At 47.4% G+C, this 17,979-nt stretch carries 13 protein-coding genes, 2 tRNA genes and 3 rRNA genes; 12 read left to right on the forward strand and 6 right to left on the reverse strand.

What is annotated here, in order from left to right:
* Window positions 1-41 precede the first annotated feature (41 nt).
* Entirely contained in the window at window positions 42-1,223 is a 1,182-nt protein-coding gene (locus KCG54_RS02850) for an efflux RND transporter periplasmic adaptor subunit (protein WP_004519696.1), read from the reverse strand.
* Between the two features lie 289 nt (window positions 1,224-1,512).
* Between KCG54_RS02850 and KCG54_RS02855 the strand changes: the two genes are divergently transcribed.
* The gene (locus tag KCG54_RS02855; protein ID WP_254324587.1) at window positions 1,513-1,935 is read left to right on the forward strand and encodes a type IV pilin protein; all 423 of its coding nucleotides are present in this window, start codon (window positions 1,513-1,515) and stop codon (window positions 1,933-1,935) included.
* A 117-nt stretch (window positions 1,936-2,052) separates the two neighbouring features.
* Here KCG54_RS02855 and nusB read toward each other — a convergent pair whose 3' ends face one another.
* From nusB to KCG54_RS02870, 3 genes are all read right to left on the reverse strand, one after another.
* A complete protein-coding gene (gene nusB / locus KCG54_RS02860) occupies window positions 2,053-2,481 on the reverse strand; it encodes a transcription antitermination factor NusB (protein WP_049350952.1) in 429 nt (142 codons plus the stop codon).
* A gap of 121 nt (window positions 2,482-2,602) precedes the next feature.
* Window positions 2,603-3,082, reverse strand: a complete 480-nt coding sequence (ribH, locus tag KCG54_RS02865; RefSeq protein ID WP_036493252.1) for a 6,7-dimethyl-8-ribityllumazine synthase — start codon at window positions 3,080-3,082, stop codon at window positions 2,603-2,605.
* 93 nt (window positions 3,083-3,175) lie between these two features.
* Window positions 3,176-3,499: a DUF2185 domain-containing protein gene (locus tag KCG54_RS02870; protein WP_003748560.1), complete on the reverse strand. Its 324-nt coding sequence runs from the start codon at window positions 3,497-3,499 to the stop codon at window positions 3,176-3,178.
* 254 nt (window positions 3,500-3,753) lie between these two features.
* Here KCG54_RS02870 and rnc point away from each other — a divergent pair, with 254 nt between their 5' ends.
* Together rnc and era are read left to right on the forward strand one after the other, a co-directional pair.
* A complete protein-coding gene (gene rnc / locus KCG54_RS02875; protein WP_070646320.1) occupies window positions 3,754-4,473 on the forward strand; it encodes a ribonuclease III in 720 nt (239 codons plus the stop codon).
* Between the two features lie 64 nt (window positions 4,474-4,537).
* On the forward strand, window positions 4,538-5,467 hold the full coding sequence (era, locus tag KCG54_RS02880) for a GTPase Era (RefSeq protein ID WP_003679342.1): 930 nt from the start codon (window positions 4,538-4,540) through the stop codon (window positions 5,465-5,467).
* Window positions 5,468-5,523: 56 nt separating this feature from the next.
* Here era and coaBC read toward each other — a convergent pair whose 3' ends face one another.
* Together coaBC and KCG54_RS02890 are read right to left on the reverse strand one after the other, a co-directional pair.
* Entirely contained in the window at window positions 5,524-6,702 is a 1,179-nt protein-coding gene (coaBC, locus tag KCG54_RS02885; protein WP_254324588.1) for a bifunctional phosphopantothenoylcysteine decarboxylase/phosphopantothenate--cysteine ligase CoaBC, read from the reverse strand.
* A 44-nt stretch (window positions 6,703-6,746) separates the two neighbouring features.
* Window positions 6,747-7,976, reverse strand: a complete 1,230-nt coding sequence (locus KCG54_RS02890; RefSeq protein WP_254324589.1) for a tetratricopeptide repeat protein — start codon at window positions 7,974-7,976, stop codon at window positions 6,747-6,749.
* Between the two features lie 544 nt (window positions 7,977-8,520).
* On the opposite strand from KCG54_RS02890, the gene KCG54_RS02895 reads away from it, so the two are divergent.
* From KCG54_RS02895 to KCG54_RS02935, 9 genes are all read left to right on the forward strand, one after another.
* Window positions 8,521-10,061: ribosomal RNA gene (locus KCG54_RS02895) — 16S ribosomal RNA — on the forward strand.
* A gap of 105 nt (window positions 10,062-10,166) precedes the next feature.
* Window positions 10,167-10,243: transfer RNA gene (locus KCG54_RS02900), tRNA-Ile, on the forward strand.
* A 5-nt stretch (window positions 10,244-10,248) separates the two neighbouring features.
* Window positions 10,249-10,324, forward strand: a tRNA-Ala gene (locus KCG54_RS02905).
* A 348-nt stretch (window positions 10,325-10,672) separates the two neighbouring features.
* Window positions 10,673-13,560: ribosomal RNA gene (locus KCG54_RS02910) — 23S ribosomal RNA — on the forward strand.
* A 95-nt stretch (window positions 13,561-13,655) separates the two neighbouring features.
* Window positions 13,656-13,769: ribosomal RNA gene (gene rrf, locus KCG54_RS02915) — 5S ribosomal RNA — on the forward strand.
* Together the 16S, 23S and 5S rRNA genes with 2 tRNA genes alongside form the textbook arrangement of a ribosomal RNA operon.
* 383 nt (window positions 13,770-14,152) lie before the next feature.
* The gene (locus tag KCG54_RS02920) at window positions 14,153-14,440 is read left to right on the forward strand and encodes a ComEA family DNA-binding protein (RefSeq protein ID WP_036472233.1); all 288 of its coding nucleotides are present in this window, start codon (window positions 14,153-14,155) and stop codon (window positions 14,438-14,440) included.
* A 436-nt stretch (window positions 14,441-14,876) separates the two neighbouring features.
* Window positions 14,877-15,725: a presqualene diphosphate synthase HpnD gene (gene hpnD / locus KCG54_RS02925; protein WP_254324590.1), complete on the forward strand. Its 849-nt coding sequence runs from the start codon at window positions 14,877-14,879 to the stop codon at window positions 15,723-15,725.
* Window positions 15,722-17,029, forward strand: a complete 1,308-nt coding sequence (hpnE, locus tag KCG54_RS02930; protein WP_254324591.1) for a hydroxysqualene dehydroxylase HpnE — start codon at window positions 15,722-15,724, stop codon at window positions 17,027-17,029. Before hpnD ends, hpnE begins: the two co-directional genes overlap by 4 nt.
* Before the next feature lie 95 nt (window positions 17,030-17,124).
* On the forward strand, window positions 17,125-17,844 hold the full coding sequence (locus tag KCG54_RS02935) for an SDR family oxidoreductase (protein WP_049331115.1): 720 nt from the start codon (window positions 17,125-17,127) through the stop codon (window positions 17,842-17,844).
* The last annotated feature ends 135 nt before the right edge of the window (window positions 17,845-17,979 follow it).

Here is a 17,979-nt window from a genome sequence, read left to right on the forward strand (position 1 = left end):
CGTCTGAAACACAGCCAAACCTTTCAGACGACCTTAATCAATCAGCGAGGAGGGCCGCCACCCATCATCGCGCGTTCACTGCTCTTATTCTTTTCATCTGCGCTCATTTCAGAAACGATCACTTTTTCGCCTTCTTTCAAGCCGCTTTTGATTTCGGTATTCATGCTGTCTTTCAAACCGACGGTCACTTCGCGTTCTACCGCTTTATTGTCTGCGCCCAAAATGCTGACATAGGATTTGCCGTTATGCTTTTTCACAGTCAGCGTCGGTACCAGCAAAACATTCTTCACGCCGTTGATTTCAATCGTGTTTTGAGTGGTCATGCCGATGGAAAGTTTGCCGTCGGAATTTGGCACCAAGGCGCGGGCATAGTAGTAAATTGCATTGGAAGTCGTGTCCGTGCTGCTGGTGTAGCTGCCCAAAGACATGGTGGTCAGGCCGGGGTCGACGCTGTCCAATTTCGCTTTAATCGGCGTGTCCGGTTCGGACAAAATGGTGAACGAAATATCCTGACCGGCTTTGACTTTCGTAATATCGCCTTCGGCAATCTGCATTTTGTTTAACATGGTTTCCAGATTGGCCAGTTGGATAATGGTCGGCGTAGATTGCGCCGCATTGACGGATTGGCCTTCTTCAACAGGAATGGCGACTACGGTGCCGTCCATGGTGGCGGTAATCCGCGTGTGGCCCAGTTCGGATTCGGCTGTATTGATGGAGATTTTGGATTGTTTGATGGAGGCCTTCAGTTCGGCGACATTGGCTTTGGCTGCGGCTAAAGAGTCTTGTGCAGATTCCAAATCTTCTTTGGAAGTGGCCTGTTCTTTCCATAAGGCAAGTTCGCGCTTATATTTTTTCTCCGCGCTGGAAAGTGCGATTTCGGCAGAAACCAATTTTGCCTGATAAGTTTCTAGTTTGGATTTTTCGGTATTTAAGGTGTTGAGCTGATTGGTTGAGTCGATTTCTGCAATCAGATCGCCTTTTTTTACTTGTTGGCCCAGTTTCACATACAGTTTTTTAATCTGGCCTGAAGCTTCCGCGCCTACGGATACCAAATTGGAAGGCGAGATTTCGCCGGTTGCCGATACGGTTTGACGGATATCGCCGAGTTTGACCACTTCCGTAATAAAAGAAGACTGAGGCTCAGGCTTCATCAAAGACCAGCCGCCGAAAGCCGCAGCCACGATAACAGCCGTACCGGCCGCCCACTTGAAAACTTTAGACATATAAAAGGAACCAATTCAATAAAATAACGTCGCAGACAAGCAACCAATGTATTGATAGAAACAAAAAAACAACTGGATTTTACTGTAAAGACCAAGACCAACCAGGAGACGGTCAACTTAAATTGAAGTTTAACTTATTGAAATAAAAAATAAAAGGATGAAGATATTTTTCAGAACTTGTACCTCGTTTACATAAATTCCCAAACTCCCTCCGAATCTGAACATTTAAGCCGCAAGAAAACGACTATAATATTCATGTCTTATTCCAATTATTAACGACACAAATAAAATGAAACACCAACAAGGCTTCACGCTTATCGAGCTGCTGATAGTCGTTTTGATTGCAGCCATTCTCGCTACCATCGCCTATCCGTCTTATCAAAACTACATCCGCCAAACGCGTCTCGCATCCGTCCGCACACAGATGCTGCATAATGCCCAACAACTTGAACGCTACTATACTCAAAAAAGTACTTTTGTAGGGTTTCCTACCGAAAATTTGCAGCAGAATCAATATTTCAATATTAGTTTTTCCGAAGGTACGGATTCTATGCCTGATCCTTCCGATTCAGGTTATATTTTGAAGGCTGTACCCAATAGAGAAACCAATGCCGATGAAACTTGTACCGTTTATTACAACGACAGCGGTATCATCTGGGCAAGCAGCGACAAGCAAAACTGTCCCGGTTATGAAATACCAAAATCGGAATAAATCGAAATATAAAAGGCCGTCTGAATTTTAGACGGCCTTTTGGATGGTTTGGCTGTATAAGCACATTAGCCTAAACAGGGTAAAGATCGGTAATCTCGACCTGATGTGAAGCCCAGCTTAGCCTTTGCGGCGCGGTTCGTCAGGGCGGATGCGGGAAGCCAGTTGGTCGAGGATGCCGTTGACGAATTTATGGCCATCGGTGCCGCCGAAAGTTTTGGTAACTTCGATGGCTTCATTGATGATGACGGGGTATGGGGTTTCAGGCATGGTGCTCAGCTCATGGCAGGCAACCAGCAAAACGGCGCGTTCGATAGGGCTGAGGTCTTTTTCGTCGCGGTCGAGCAGAGGGCTGATTTTTTCCATGTATTCTTCGGCATGGGTTTGTGCGCCGAAAAACAGTTTGTTGAACAGTTCTTCATCCATATTGGATGTTTGGGACAGTTCGTGGATGTTTTTGGCAATTTCGGGAGCGGCGGTTTTGTTGATGCCTGCTTGATAAATAGCTTGTACGGCAAGCTCGCGTGCGCGGCGGCGTGGGCTTTTCATGGGTATTCCTTGTGAAGAGAATGCCGATGGTTGTCGGCTGAATATTGAATGATTCAGACGGCCTCAATGTCATGATTGAGAGGCCGTCTGAAAATATGCGGTATTCAATACGGGGAGAAGCTTATTCTTCGTCGTCTTCGTATTGTTCTGACAAAAGATGGTTGACCAAGTTGGCACATTCTACGGCAACTTTGGCGGCATCGGAGGCTTTTTCTTCGATACGCGCAACGGCTTGTTCGTCGTTTTCAGTCGTCAGGATGGCGTTGGCGATAGGGATGTTGTAGTCGAGAGCAACGCGGCTGACACCCGCGCCGGACTCATTAGATACCAATTCAAAGTGGTAGGTTTCTCCACGAATGACAACGCCGATAGCAATCAGGGCATCGAATTGTTCGGATGAAGCGAGGTTCATCAACGCGATAGGCACTTCAAGCGCGCCGGGAACGGTGGCAAGCGTGATGTTGTCTTCGGATACGCCCAATTCTTTTAGGGTGCGGCAGCATACTTTGACCATTTCGCTGCCGATTTCGTTGGTGAAGCGAGCTTGAACGATGCCGATGCGCAAGTTGGTGCCATCGAGGCGTGGTTCGATAATGTTCATGATGATTCCTTCAATATTTGTGAAATAGGGATTCGGCTCGGTTTCAGACGGCCTTGTTATAAAGAAGGCCGTCTGAAACGAAATGGGAATGGGTTATTCTTGCGGCTGCCAATCGGCAACGGCTTGGAACTCGCCGTCTTCGTTCAATTCCCACGCGCTGCCTTCTGCCTGAGTCAGCAGGGGCGCGATATCGGGATTATCTGCGGTAATGGCAGAGAGGCTGACAATGCTGAAATTGTCGGGATTGTCGGTGTATTCGTCAGTTTCGTCGCCGCTGAAAATACGCCAGCCGCTGTCGTTTTCAAATACGGGGGCTTCGCGGTAGAGGAAGCCGACGGGCTCGCCTTGTTCGGCGACGGTGTTGGTGACGATGCAGCGGTCGAGCGCTGCGGCCAATGCTTGGGCAAATTTGTTCATGGAGTTGACAAAGAGATGATTTGGCATGATTTTACACGATTCGCCGCTTTTCCGCACGGATGTGTGCAGGGGCGGTTTGATGGTACAATGTCGGCAAGTGCCGTCAGGTTTGAATATGACGGCTTTTGATTGTTTATCGGCTTGAGGGACGCAAGAAACAATGAGCCAAAATAAAAAAGTTGCCGGTGTAGCCTTTTTATTTTGTTTCACTGCGGATGAGGCGTGCTTTCCGGCTGTTTTTTTGAAAGTATGGAATGAAACCTGATTTGCTCAAACAGCAGGCGCATCGAGCGATTCAAAAGCGTCTGGGCTATGAGTTCCGCAATATGGAACTGCTTCGGCAGGCTTTGACCCACCGCAGCTACAATGCCAAACACAATGAGCGTTTTGAATTTGTCGGTGATTCGATTTTGAACTATTCCGTGGCGAGGATGTTGTTTGACGCGTTTCCGAAATTGTCGGAAGGCGAGTTGTCGCGGATGCGAGCGGCTTTGGTGAATGAAGGTGTATTGGCTGAAATCGCGTTGGAAATGAATGTCGGCGACGGTTTGTATTTGGGTGCCGGCGAGTTGAAGAGCGGCGGTTTCAGACGGCCTTCGATTTTGGCCGACGCAATGGAGGCGATGTTTGCGGCGGTCAGCTTTGACGCGGATTTTTCTGCGGCGGAAAAAGTGGTTCGCCATTTGTTTGCGGAACGCGTGAAACGTGCGGATTTGAATATCGGCAAGAAAGACAGTAAAACCGCTTTGCAGGAAGCCTTGCAGGCACGCCGCTTTGCTCTGCCGAAATACCGAATCGAAGAGCAGGCGGAGCAGACGGCTGATGCGATGTTTGTGATTTCCTGTGATTTGGGCGAACTCGGTTTCATCTGCAATGCACGCGGCAGCAGTCGGAAAGTGGCCGAGCAAAAAGCGGCATGTGAAGCCTTAGAGTGGTTGGAACAGAAGTTCCCTTTGAAAAAAGCTAAAAAATAATATTTCAGACGGCCTTTGAGAAAATGCAAAGGCCGTCTGAAACAATCAAGAAAGTCATATATAAATGGATATCGAAACCTTTTTGCAAAACGAGTCGCAACACCCGACGGATTATCGTTGCGGCTTTGTGGCCATCGTGGGTCGACCGAATGTCGGTAAATCCACGCTGATGAACCATTTAATCGGTCAGAAAATCAGTATTACCAGTAAAAAAGCACAAACCACGCGCAACCGTGTAACAGGTATTTACACCGACGACACGGCGCAATTTGTGTTTGTCGATACGCCGGGTTTTCAAACCAATCATCGCAATGCCTTGAATGACCGTCTTAATCAAAACGTAACCGAAGCGCTTAGCGGCGTGGATGTGGTGGTTTTTGTGGTGGAAGCCATGCGCTTTACCGATGCCGACCGCGTGGTGTTGAAGCAGTTGCCTAAGCATACGCCTGTGGTATTGGTGGTCAATAAAATCGATAAAGATAAAGCCAAAGATAAATTTGCGCTTGAGGCTTTTATCAATGAAGTACGCCAAGAGTTTGAATTTACTGCCAGCGAGGCAGTCAGCGCGAAACATGGCCTGCGTATTGCCAATCTGCTGGAACTGCTCAAGCCGTATCTGCCGGAAAGTATCCCGATGTATCCGGAAGATATGGTGACGGATAAATCCAGCCGATTCCTGGCGATGGAAATTGTGCGCGAAAAATTGTTCCGCTATTTGGGCGAAGAGTTGCCCTATGCGATGAATGTTGAAGTGGAGCAGTTTGAGGAAGAGGAAAGCGGACTGTTCCGTATTTATATCGCGGTGTTGGTCGATAAAGACAGCCAAAAGGCAATTTTGATTGGCAAGGGTGGGGAGAAATTGAAGAAAATTTCTACTGAAGCCCGCCTTGATATGGAAAAATTGTTTGATACCAAAGTTTTTTTGAAGATTTGGGTGAAAGTAAAATCCGGTTGGGCAGACGATATTCGTTTCCTGCGCGAATTGGGTTTGTAATGTAATGTGTTTGAATAAAGGCCGTCTGAAAAACTTTCAGACGGCCTTTTGTTTGATTAAGCCAATAATTCAGCCAGACGTTTGACGATTTCATCTGCCGCTTGGCGTTTCGATGTTTCCGGAAATGAGGTTTCGGCAAGGTCATCAATAATGGTGATTTGATTGGTTGGCTTACCCATGGAAACGGAAACTTGGTTGGCTACCAGCATCGGTACGTTTTTGCGCAAACGTTTTGTCCGAGCAAATTCCAAGACCTGATGGCTTTCCGCAGCAAAGCCGACGCAGAATGGTCGAGAAGGCAGGGCGGCAACGGATGCGAGAATGTCTGGATTTTCCGTCAGTTCGATAATCGGGGGCTGATTGCCGTTTTTCTTCAGTTTCTCGTTGCTGCTGTTTTTGACTTTATAGTCTGCAACGGCTGCAACGGAAATAAAGACATCCTGCTCATGGATATGGCGGTGAACTGCCTGATACATGGCTTCTGCGCTGACAGCCTGTTCGGAATGAGCCAAGCCTGCTGGCAAGGCCGTCTGAATTTGACCGTAAATCAGCGTGACTTTCGCTCCGGCAGCACGGCACGCACGTGCTAAAGCCATGCCCATTTGTCCGCTGGAAATATTGGTAATGCCGCGAACAGGATCGATGGCTTCAAACGTTGCGCCGGCTGTAATCAGAACTTTTTTGCCGCTCAGTAGCTTGGGTGTCCATAAATCTTCTAACAAATCAGCCAGATCGACCGCTTCGACCATTCTGCCAGTGCCTGTTTCTCCGCAAGCCTGTTCGCCATTGTTTGGGTAAAACACGGTAATGCCGTCTGAAGCCAGTTGCTCAATATTGCGCAGGTTGGCAGGGTTGTTCCACATTTCGACATTCATTGCAGGCGCAACGGCCAAAGGACATTTTCTGGCTGCGGCCAAAGTAGTCAACAGGTTATCGGCCAATCCGTTGGCAATTTTGGCAATCGTATTGGCAGTCGCAGGTGCAATAAGAAATGCGTCGGCTTTGCGCGTCAGGTTGATGTGTGCCATGCCATTATTGGAAGCACCTGAATAGGTATACGATAAAACAGGATTGCCGGTTAAAGCTTGGAAAGTCAGTGGGGAGACAAATTCCGTCGCAGAATCTGTCATTACCACTGATACAGAATGTCCTTGCTTTTTCAGCAGTCTGACCAGTTCGCAAGATTTATACGCTGCAATACCACCGGTAATGCCGAGGAGAATGTGTTTGCTCATAAATAATGGGTTCATGAAATGAGAGATATAGGAATCAAATCAAATTAGATTTGTTCGATGTTGATTCTGGCCAGTTTTGCTTTAATCGCATTGCCATATCTCTTCGGCAAGAACGCTGAAACCACCCCGTTTTTCACTTCAGTCACATAACTGCAGACTTTAAATTCAGGAACAACATTGAGCGAGTAGTCCGGATTGACCAAAGGTGAAGCACTGGAGTACAGCGTCCATCTTGCCAGACTGCCGTCTTCATAATCAGTCATTGCATTAAAGCTGGTAACCCCTTCGCTGAAAGCGATTTGATAATTAGAGTAGAACTCGCCGGGAATTTCGTGTGCATTACAGAAATTAAATAATCTGTCATGTGCAAACAGATTCTGACGGATATAGGCCCACAATTCTTTTTCTAGAAAATCTTGGTCGGCAAAATGTCTGGAAGGGTAGCCCTCGTCGACAAAGTTTTGAATTCTTTCCTGTATATCTGGGACTGCACCCGCTTTAGCCCCCCACATACCCGCAAGAATCAGGGCAGTATGCGAGCCTGAGTCGCGAATAGTGTGGAATAGGGTACCACTTTTTATCCATTCGGATACGGCTGCAGCATCACGATAGCAAATAATAGAATCTGCATCACGGAAAATAACGTATTCAACCTCGGGATCATTAATGGCAAGAAAGCGCCACATCGTACCCGGCCAGTTGTCCAACGGTGCGCCAACCCTAATTACTTCTGCTCCGTTATTTCTAAATCGTTGAATAGCTTCAGCCGATACAGAATCGTCGACATAAAAACGACATGTCCAACCGGGGAAAAGTACAGGAGCAAGCTGGGTATTTAAGACGGCAGGCTCAATATATTTGGAATTATTGCCAAATAAAGAAAAGGAGATAATCCGTTTGCCGTTTTTTGGAGCTGGTGTCGGAATGATTTCATGTTCTAGGTCTGGGATGGTTTTATCTTTTAGAACCAAAGCTTGATGACCGTAAAACCCGGTTTTTTCCCAATTATCTAGAGCGCCGTAAGCATGGGCAAGTAAATCCAAAGCAGGAATATAGGTGCTATCCAGCTCTAGCGTTTTCATTTCAGCCTCAATGGCTTTTTCCCATTTCAATTGCTTCAGATAGGCATAAGCAACTTTATGATGAAATTCGACAGATTGGGGATTGAGAAGGCAAAGAATCTCGGCACGTTTTAGCGCTTCCTCGTAATTTTCCTCTTCGATAAAAGAGTGATATGCTTGTTCAAATTTTTGTTGAATCTTTTCGTTACTCATAATAGGGACTATTCTAAATTTATGATTGTTTTATTGGAGAAAGTAGAGATTGTAAGAGTAGATAGGGCTAAAGCGCCAGTAATATAGAGATAAGCGCCAGTAATATAGAGATAAGAATGCTGAATGTGGCAAATTAAGAGCAAAGCCGCAGGACTATTTATCTTAGGATATCTGTTTTATCTATCGAACGATAAAATCCAATAAATTTTAAATTATTTAAATACAGATAGTTGTGAAAAATTTTTAATTTTTTTGAAATTGGGTGTTGACTGGTTTTGTAGGTAGGCGTATAGTTCGGTTCTTCGCTGCTGACGCGGTGAAGAAAACGAAGCAGACAGTATAACACAGTTAGTTAAAATTTTCGATAATTTTAGTTGACATTTGCTAAATGTACTGTATAATTCGATTCGCTCTTTAAAAAACAGATTACCGATAAGTGTGAGTGCATTAGGCCTCACACTGTTTGAAAGACAGACAAGATGATGTTTTAGACATTGTCCTGTCGGTTTCTTTGAAGCAGACCAGAAGTTATAAGTTAGAGATTGAACATAAGAGTTTGATCCTGGCTCAGATTGAACGCTGGCGGCATGCTTTACACATGCAAGTCGGACGGCAGCACAGAGAAGCTTGCTTCTTGGGTGGCGAGTGGCGAACGGGTGAGTAATATATCGGAACGTACCGAGTAATGGGGGATAACTAATCGAAAGATTAGCTAATACCGCATATTCTCTGAGGAGGAAAGCAGGGGACCTTCGGGCCTTGCGTTATTCGAGCGGCCGATATCTGATTAGCTAGTTGGTGGGGTAAAGGCCTACCAAGGCGACGATCAGTAGCGGGTCTGAGAGGATGATCCGCCACACTGGGACTGAGACACGGCCCAGACTCCTACGGGAGGCAGCAGTGGGGAATTTTGGACAATGGGCGCAAGCCTGATCCAGCCATGCCGCGTGTCTGAAGAAGGCCTTCGGGTTGTAAAGGACTTTTGTCAGGGAAGAAAAGGCTGTTGCTAATACCGACAGCTGATGACGGTACCTGAAGAATAAGCACCGGCTAACTACGTGCCAGCAGCCGCGGTAATACGTAGGGTGCGAGCGTTAATCGGAATTACTGGGCGTAAAGCGAGCGCAGACGGTTACTTAAGCAGGATGTGAAATCCCCGGGCTCAACCTGGGAACTGCGTTCTGAACTGGGTGACTAGAGTGTGTCAGAGGGAGGTAGAATTCCACGTGTAGCAGTGAAATGCGTAGAGATGTGGAGGAATACCGATGGCGAAGGCAGCCTCCTGGGATAACACTGACGTTCATGCTCGAAAGCGTGGGTAGCAAACAGGATTAGATACCCTGGTAGTCCACGCCCTAAACGATGTCAATTAGCTGTTGGGCAACTTGATTGCTTAGTAGCGTAGCTAACGCGTGAAATTGACCGCCTGGGGAGTACGGTCGCAAGATTAAAACTCAAAGGAATTGACGGGGACCCGCACAAGCGGTGGATGATGTGGATTAATTCGATGCAACGCGAAGAACCTTACCTGGTCTTGACATGTACGGAATCCTCCAGAGACGGAGGAGTGCCTTCGGGAACCGTAACACAGGTGCTGCATGGCTGTCGTCAGCTCGTGTCGTGAGATGTTGGGTTAAGTCCCGCAACGAGCGCAACCCTTGTCATTAGTTGCCATCATTTAGTTGGGCACTCTAATGAGACTGCCGGTGACAAGCCGGAGGAAGGTGGGGATGACGTCAAGTCCTCATGGCCCTTATGACCAGGGCTTCACACGTCATACAATGGTCGGTACAGAGGGTAGCCAAACCGCGAGGTGGAGCCAATCTCACAAAACCGATCGTAGTCCGGATTGCACTCTGCAACTCGAGTGCATGAAGTCGGAATCGCTAGTAATCGCAGGTCAGCATACTGCGGTGAATACGTTCCCGGGTCTTGTACACACCGCCCGTCACACCATGGGAGTGGGGGATACCAGAAGTAGGTAGGGTAACCGCAAGGAGCCCGCTTACCACGGTATGCTTCATGACTGGGGTGAAGTCGTAACAAGGTAGCCGTAGGGGAACCTGCGGCTGGATCACCTCCTTTCTAGAGAAAGAAGAGGTCTGATGCATTCACACTTATCGGTAAACTGTAAAAGATGCGGAAGAGAAAAGCTTGAGTGAAGACAAGATTCGCTTAAGAAGAGAATCCGGGTTTGTAGCTCAGCTGGTTAGAGCACACGCTTGATAAGCGTGGGGTCGGAGGTTCAAGTCCTCCCAGACCCACCAAGAACGGGGGCATAGCTCAGTTGGTAGAGCACCTGCTTTGCAAGCAGGGGGTCATCGGTTCGATCCCGTTTGCCTCCACCAAGAACTTTACAAATCAAAGGAAGCCTGCTATACTTAGCAGCTTATTTTGATTTGCGAAGTGAAATATCGACGCATCGATCTTTAACAAATTGGAAAGCCGAAATCAACAAACAAAGACAATGAGTTTGTTTTGATTTTTTGTTCTTTGCAAAGGATAAAAAATCTCTCGCAAGAGAAAAGAAAACAAACACAGTATTTGGGTGATGATTGTATCGACTTAATCCTGAAACACAAAAGGCAGGATTAAGACACAACAAAGCAGTAAGCTTTATCAAAGTAGGAATTTCAAGTTTGCTTCCCTAGTCAACGGGTAGGCAGACGAAGTCAAAGAGGTTCTTGAAATGATAGAGTCAAGTGAATAAGTGCATCAGGTGGATGCCTTGGCGATGATAGGCGACGAAGGACGTGTAAGCCTGCGAAAAGCGTGGGGGAGCTGGCAATAAAGCTATGATCCCGCGATGTCCGAATGGGGAAACCCACCTCTTAGGAGGTATCCTTATCTGAATACATAGGATAAGCGAAGCGAACCCGGAGAACTGAACCATCTAAGTACCCGGAGGAAAAGAAATCAACCGAGATTCCGCAAGTAGTGGCGAGCGAACGCGGAGGAGCCTGTACGTGATAACTGTCGAGATAGAAGAACAAGCTGGGAAGCTTGACCATAGTGGGTGATAGTCCCGTATTCGAAATCTCAATAGTGGTACTAAGCGTACGAAAAGTAGGGCGGGACACGTGAAATCCTGTCTGAATATGGGGGGACCATCCTCCAAGGCTAAATACTCATCATCGACCGATAGTGAACCAGTACCGTGAGGGAAAGGCGAAAAGAACCCCGGGAGGGGAGTGAAATAGAACCTGAAACCTGATGCATACAAACAGTGGGAGCACCCTTGTGGTGTGACTGCGTACCTTTTGTATAATGGGTCAACGACTTACATTCAGTAGCGAGCTTAACCGAATAGGGGAGGCGTAGGGAAACCGAGTCTTAATAGGGCGAACAGTTGCTGGGTGTAGACCCGAAACCGAGTGATCTATCCATGGCCAGGTTGAAGGTGCCGTAACAGGTACTGGAGGACCGAACCCACGCATGTTGCAAAATGCGGGGATGAGCTGTGGATAGGGGTGAAAGGCTAAACAAACTCGGAGATAGCTGGTTCTCCCCGAAAACTATTTAGGTAGTGCCTCGAGCAAGACACTGATGGGGGTAAAGCACTGTTATGGCTAGGGGTTATTGCAACTTACCAACCCATGGCAAACTAAGAATACCATCAAGTGGTTCCTCGGGAGACAGACAGCGGGTGCTAACGTCCGTTGTCAAGAGGGAAACAACCCAGACCGCCAGCTAAGGTCCCAAATGATAGATTAAGTGGTAAACGAAGTGGGAAGGCCCAGACAGCCAGGATGTTGGCTTAGAAGCAGCCATCATTTAAAGAAAGCGTAATAGCTCACTGGTCGAGTCGTCCTGCGCGGAAGATGTAACGGGGCTCAAATCTATAACCGAAGCTGCGGATGCCAGTTTACTGGCATGGTAGGGGAGCGTTCTGTAGGCCAATGAAGGTGCATTGTAAAGTGTGCTGGAGGTATCAGAAGTGCGAATGTTGACATGAGTAGCGATAAAGCGGGTGAAAAGCCCGCTCGCCGAAAGCCCAAGGTTTCCTACGCAACGTTCATCGGCGTAGGGTGAGTCGGCCCCTAAGGCGAGGCAGAAATGCGTAGTCGATGGGAAACAGGTTAATATTCCTGTACTTGATTCAAATGCGATGTGGGGACGGAGAAGGTTAGGTTAGCAAGCTGTTGGAATAGCTTGTTTAAGCCGGTAGGTGGAAGACTTAGGCAAATCCGGGTCTTCTTAACACCGAGAAGTGATGACGAGTGTCTACGGACATGAAGTAACCGATACCACGCTTCCAGGAAAAGCCACTAAGCTTCAGTTTGAATTGAACCGTACCGCAAACCGACACAGGTGGGCAGGATGAGAATTCTAAGGCGCTTGAGAGAACTCAGGAGAAGGAACTCGGCAAATTGATACCGTAACTTCGGGAGAAGGTATGCCCTCTAAGGTTAAGGACTTGCTCCGTAAGCCCTGGAGGGTCGCAGAGAATAGGTGGCTGCGACTGTTTATTAAAAACACAGCACTCTGCTAACACGAAAGTGGACGTATAGGGTGTGACGCCTGCCCGGTGCTGGAAGGTTAATTGAAGATGTGCAAGCATCGGATCGAAGCCCCAGTAAACGGCGGCCGTAACTATAACGGTCCTAAGGTAGCGAAATTCCTTGTCGGGTAAGTTCCGACCCGCACGAATGGCGTAACGATGGCCACACTGTCTCCTCCTGAGACTCAGCGAAGTTGAAGTGGTTGTGAAGATGCAATCTACCCGCTGCTAGACGGAAAGACCCCGTGAACCTTTACTGTAGCTTTGCATTGGACTTTGAAGTCACTTGTGTAGGATAGGTGGGAGGCTTTGAAGCAGAGACGCCAGTCTCTGTGGAGCCGTCCTTGAAATACCACCCTGGTGTCTTTGAGGTTCTAACTCAGACCCGTAATCCGGGTCGGGGACCGTGCATGGTAGGCAGTTTGACTGGGGCGGTCTCCTCCCAAAGAGTAACGGAGGAGTTCGAAGGTTACCTAGGTCCGGTCGGAAATCGGACTGATAGTGCAATGGCAAAAGGTAGCTTAACTGCGAGACCGACAAGTCGAGCAGGTGCGAAAGCAGGACATAGTGATCCGGTGGTTCTGTATGGAAGGGCCATCGCTCAACGGATAAAAGGTACTCCGGGGATAACAGGCTGATTCCGCCCAAGAGTTCATATCGACGGCGGAGTTTGGCACCTCGATGTCGGCTCATCACATCCTGGGGCTGTAGTCGGTCCCAAGGGTATGGCTGTTCGCCATTTAAAGTGGTACGTGAGCTGGGTTTAAAACGTCGTGAGACAGTTTGGTCCCTATCTGCAGTGGGCGTTGGAAGTTTGACGGGGGCTGCTCCTAGTACGAGAGGACCGGAGTGGACGAACCTCTGGTGTACCGGTTGTAACGCCAGTTGCATAGCCGGGTAGCTAAGTTCGGAAGAGATAAGCGCTGAAAGCATCTAAGCGCGAAACTCGCCTGAAGATGAGACTTCCCTTGTGGTTTAACCACACTAAAGAGTCGTTTGAGACCAGGACGTTGATAGGTGGGGTGTGGAAGCGCGGTAACGCGTGAAGCTAACCCATACTAATTGCTCGTGAGGCTTGACTCTATCATTTGAAGAACTTCAAAGATAAAAGCTTACTGACTGATTCAGTCATCACCATTTATACCGATTAAGGCTTTACCGATTTGTAACAGTTTAAGTTTGGCGGCCATAGCGAGTTGGTCCCACGCCTTCCCATCCCGAACAGGACCGTGAAACGACTCAGCGCCGATGATAGTGTGGTTCTTCCATGTGAAAGTAGGTCACCGCCAAACAACCATTCCGAAGCCCCGACTGATGTCGGGGGCTTTTTACATGCCTGTTGTTTCTGTCGGTTTGGTGGCAGAATTGGGGTAACAGGTGTTGGGATCAAACATTGGGGTAGTAATGTGCCGGTGTTTATGGAGTATTCGTGCATCTTGGTATTGGGATCGGAAATATTTACCCTGTTGTTATTCTTGCACAAAAGTACCGAAAGTTACGGTTAACTGTTTAGAATATTTGAAATCAAACGATATTTGAGTTAATATGTCGTAAGCATTTATGTGGTATGGGCTGTTGCCCTATCTGCGTATGTGACAGTGTTTACAGAGTGGAATAAAACCATTCGGTAGACTTCCTGACTGATTCAATCAAACACGTTATGGGAAAAAATCTGATGAAGAAATTTTTATTTGGTGCATTTGCCGCTGTTTGTGCAGCATTCTCTTTGGCCGCCGTGAACATCAATACCGCATCTTCTGCCGAACTGGAGGCCTTGCCGGGTATCGGCCCGGCTAAGGCGAAATCGATTGTAGAATACCGCCAGAAGAACGGTGCGTTCAAATCGGTGGAGGAGCTGAAAAACGTGAAGGGCATTGGTGATGCGGTGCTGAACAAGTTGAAGGCGGAGGCGACGGTTTCTTCTGCCGCGCCTAAGGCTGCCCAGCCTGCCGTGAAAAAATAACCTGACGGACGATCGTACCGTAATGCCGCCCTGCGGCCGAACCGTTTGCCGGTTGGGCCACGGGGCGGCTTTGTTTGGGGGGGAATAAAACTTGAACCAGTGGAGACTTTACATGGGGTGAAGGGATAAACGGATAGGGCGCCTCTTGTTGGATAGGGATATAGAAGATAAAGGGAAGAAAGATATGTACTTAAAAGCATTTGACAGAAAACGGGATAGGGCAACTGTGCAGAGGGGCTACTCCTTGATACAGCTGCTGGTGGTGATGCTGCTGGTTTCGATCTTGGCGACGGTGGATATTAGGCCGTCTGAAAGATACTTAAGAATAGCTTTCAGACGGCTTTGTTATAAGATGAGTTTTTGATATTGGCGTACTTTTTTAAATACAGATAAAATCCCTGCTAATTATTTATAACGATATTTTTTAGGATACACAGTGCGTGCTTTGGATTATTGTCATCAAAAGGCTGCAGAAAGCCATTCCAGTTTTTTATCCGGCTTTCGTTTTTTATCGGTAGAAAAAAGAAATGCGATCACTGTTTTATATGCTTTTTGTCGTGAACTAGATGATGTGGTTGATGGCTGTACCGATCCAAATGTGGCTCAGATAACGTTGAATTGGTGGCGCAGTGATTTGGAGAAAGTATTTAATAATGAGATGCCTGAGCATCCCGTTCATCAGGCTTTAAAAGATATTCGGGTAAATTTTGATTTGCCGAAGAATGAATTTGAAGCTTTGATTGATGGCATGCAGATGGATTTGGAGCAGGCTCGTTATGGTAGTTTTGATGAATTAAAGCTGTATTGCCACCGTGTTGCAGGGGTAGTAGGATGCCTTATTGCGCGGATTTTAGGTTTTTCCAATCCGAAAACTTTGGAATATGCGGATAAAATGGGCTTGGCTTTGCAGTTGACGAACATTATTCGCGATGTGGGCGAAGATGCGCGGCAGGGAAGAATTTATCTGCCGATGGAGGAAATGCAGAAGTTTGATGTACCTGCCAATGTAATCATGCAGTGCAAACCGACCGATAATTTTGCAAAATTGATGCAATTTCAAGTGAATAGGGCGCGTGAAACTTATCGTGAAGCGATGTTGCTTTTGCCGGCTGAGGATAAGAAATCGCAAAAAGTCGGCCTGATTATGGCGGCTATTTATTATGCGTTGTTGAATGAAATTGACCGTGATGGTGCGCAAAATGTTTTGACTTATAAAATTGCGATTCCTTCTCCCCGTAAAAAACGTATTGCTTTGAAAACTTGGCTGTTTGGATTTAAACCATGAATACTAAGCGTCCAAAAATTGCTGTGATTGGTGCCGGTTGGGCGGGTTTGTCTGCGGCGGTTTCTCTGATTCATCGAGCTGATATTTCTTTGTTTGAGGCTGGGAGACAGGCTGGCGGTAGGGCGCGTGTCTTGTCTGGGAAAGATGATGGATTCAGCTTTTTGGATAATGGGCAGCATATCTTATTGGGTGCGTATCATGGTGTTCAAACTTTGATGCAACATATCGGCGTTCAACCTGAATCAGCCTTTTTACGCCAGCCTTTGCAATGGTACATTCATGAGGGATTACAGTTTCAGACGGCCTCTTTGCCAGCGCCGTGGCATTTGCTTGTCGCTATCCTGCGTGCTAAAAATCTTTCTTTTTCATTGAAAATCAAATTGCTGTCGGATATGTCGGCATTGCAACGTTGGGCAGCTCATCATAAAACCGATTTGACGGTTGCAAAGTGGTTGAGAACACGAAATGTTCCTCGCAGCTTACTTGGCCAATTTTGGCAACCTTTGGTCTGGGGTGCTTTAAATACGCCGTTAGAACAGGCATCGTTGCGCATTTTATGCAATGTATTGAATGATGGTGTGTGGTCTGAAAAGGCGAACAGCGATTATCTTTTGCCTAAGCAGGATTTAGGGCGGATTGTAGCCGAACCGGCTTTGAATTTTCTGCACAAGCATGGTGCAAAGATACATCTTGAAACTCGTGTTTCACATTTGAACCATCATATTGATGGCCGAATTGAAATCAATGGCGAAGTATTTGATGCGGTGATTTTGGCTGTTGCGCCATATCATGTTGATGCGCTTTTGCCTGAAGATACGCCTGACTATATTCAGACGGCCTATCAATCGTTGCACTATCATGCGATTACCACGGTTTATTTGCGTTATGCCCAAGCAGTCAAACTGCCTGCACCTTTAACCGGATTTGCCGATGGTACGGCGCAATGGGTGTTGCATCGGGGGGCATTGGGTTTGCCGGATAATGAAGTTACGGTCGTTATCAGCGTTTCCGATTGCACCGAGGCTTGGAAGGATAAAGATTTAGCCGAGAAAATTCATGCGGACATTAAGCGGGTTTGTCCGGATTTGAATAAACCCGAAGCCGTACGCATTATTACGGAAAAACGCGCGACTACGGCGGCAACGGTTGATTTTGTACAACCTGATTTCTCATGGTTGCACCATCGCTGTATTTATCCGGCCGGCGACTATCTCCATCCGCGCTATCCGGCAACATTGGAGGCTGCGGTTCAGTCTGGCTTTGCAGCGGCTGAAAAGCTTATGCTGGATTTGCAGGTTGAATAAACTGAGGCCGTCTGAATGTTCAGACGGCCTTTTTGACTTTACAAAACTTACCAAGCCGATACAATATCCGAAACCATAAAGTTCAAGGAAAAGTCATGACGACATTAGCGGACAAAACCATCTTGGTTACCGGCGCATCCCAAGGCTTGGGCGAGCAGGTTGCCAAAGCCTATGCAGCTGCCGGAGCGACTGTCATTTTGGTGGCGCGTCATCAAAAGCGTTTGGAAAAAGTATATGATGCCATTGTGGCTGCGGGCAGCCCTGAGCCGTTTGCCATCTGCTTTGATTTGATGAGTGCGGAGGAGAAAGAGTTTAAGCAATTCGCGGAAACTATTGATGAAGCAACCGGCGGAAAATTGGATGGCGTGGTGCATTGCGCCAGCTATTTTTATGCCTTGTCGCCATTGGACTTCCAAACCGTATCGGAATGGGTCAACCAATATCGTATCAATACCGTTGCGCCTATGGGCTTGACCCGTGCGCTGTTCCCATTGTTGAAGCAATCCGAAGACGCTTCTGTGATTTTTGTCGGCGAAAGCCACGGCGAGAAACCGCAAGCCTATTGGGGCGGTTTCGGTGCCTCCAAAGCCGCGCTTAATTATTTGTGTAAAGTGGCTGCGGACGAGTGGGAGCGTTTTGACAATCTGCGTGCCAATGTTTTGGTGCCGGGTGCCATCAATTCGCCGCAACGTATTAAATCGCATCCGGGCGAATCGAAAAGCGAACGTAAAAACTACGAAGATGTCCTGCCGCAATTTATTTGGTGGGCAAGCCAAGAGAGCAGGGGGCGGACAGGCGAAATCGTCTATCTGTAAATATACCTGCTCAGAGTGGTTTGAAAACATGAGGCCGTCTGAAATCTGTATTTTCAGACGGCCTTTAACTTATTGAGTTTTATATCTAAATAATGTTGAGGTTTGATGTTTGACGTGTTCGCAGGCAAACATCAG

The organism is Neisseria subflava (assembly GCF_024205705.1).
GTDB classification, from domain to species: domain Bacteria; phylum Pseudomonadota; class Gammaproteobacteria; order Burkholderiales; family Neisseriaceae; genus Neisseria; species Neisseria subflava_D.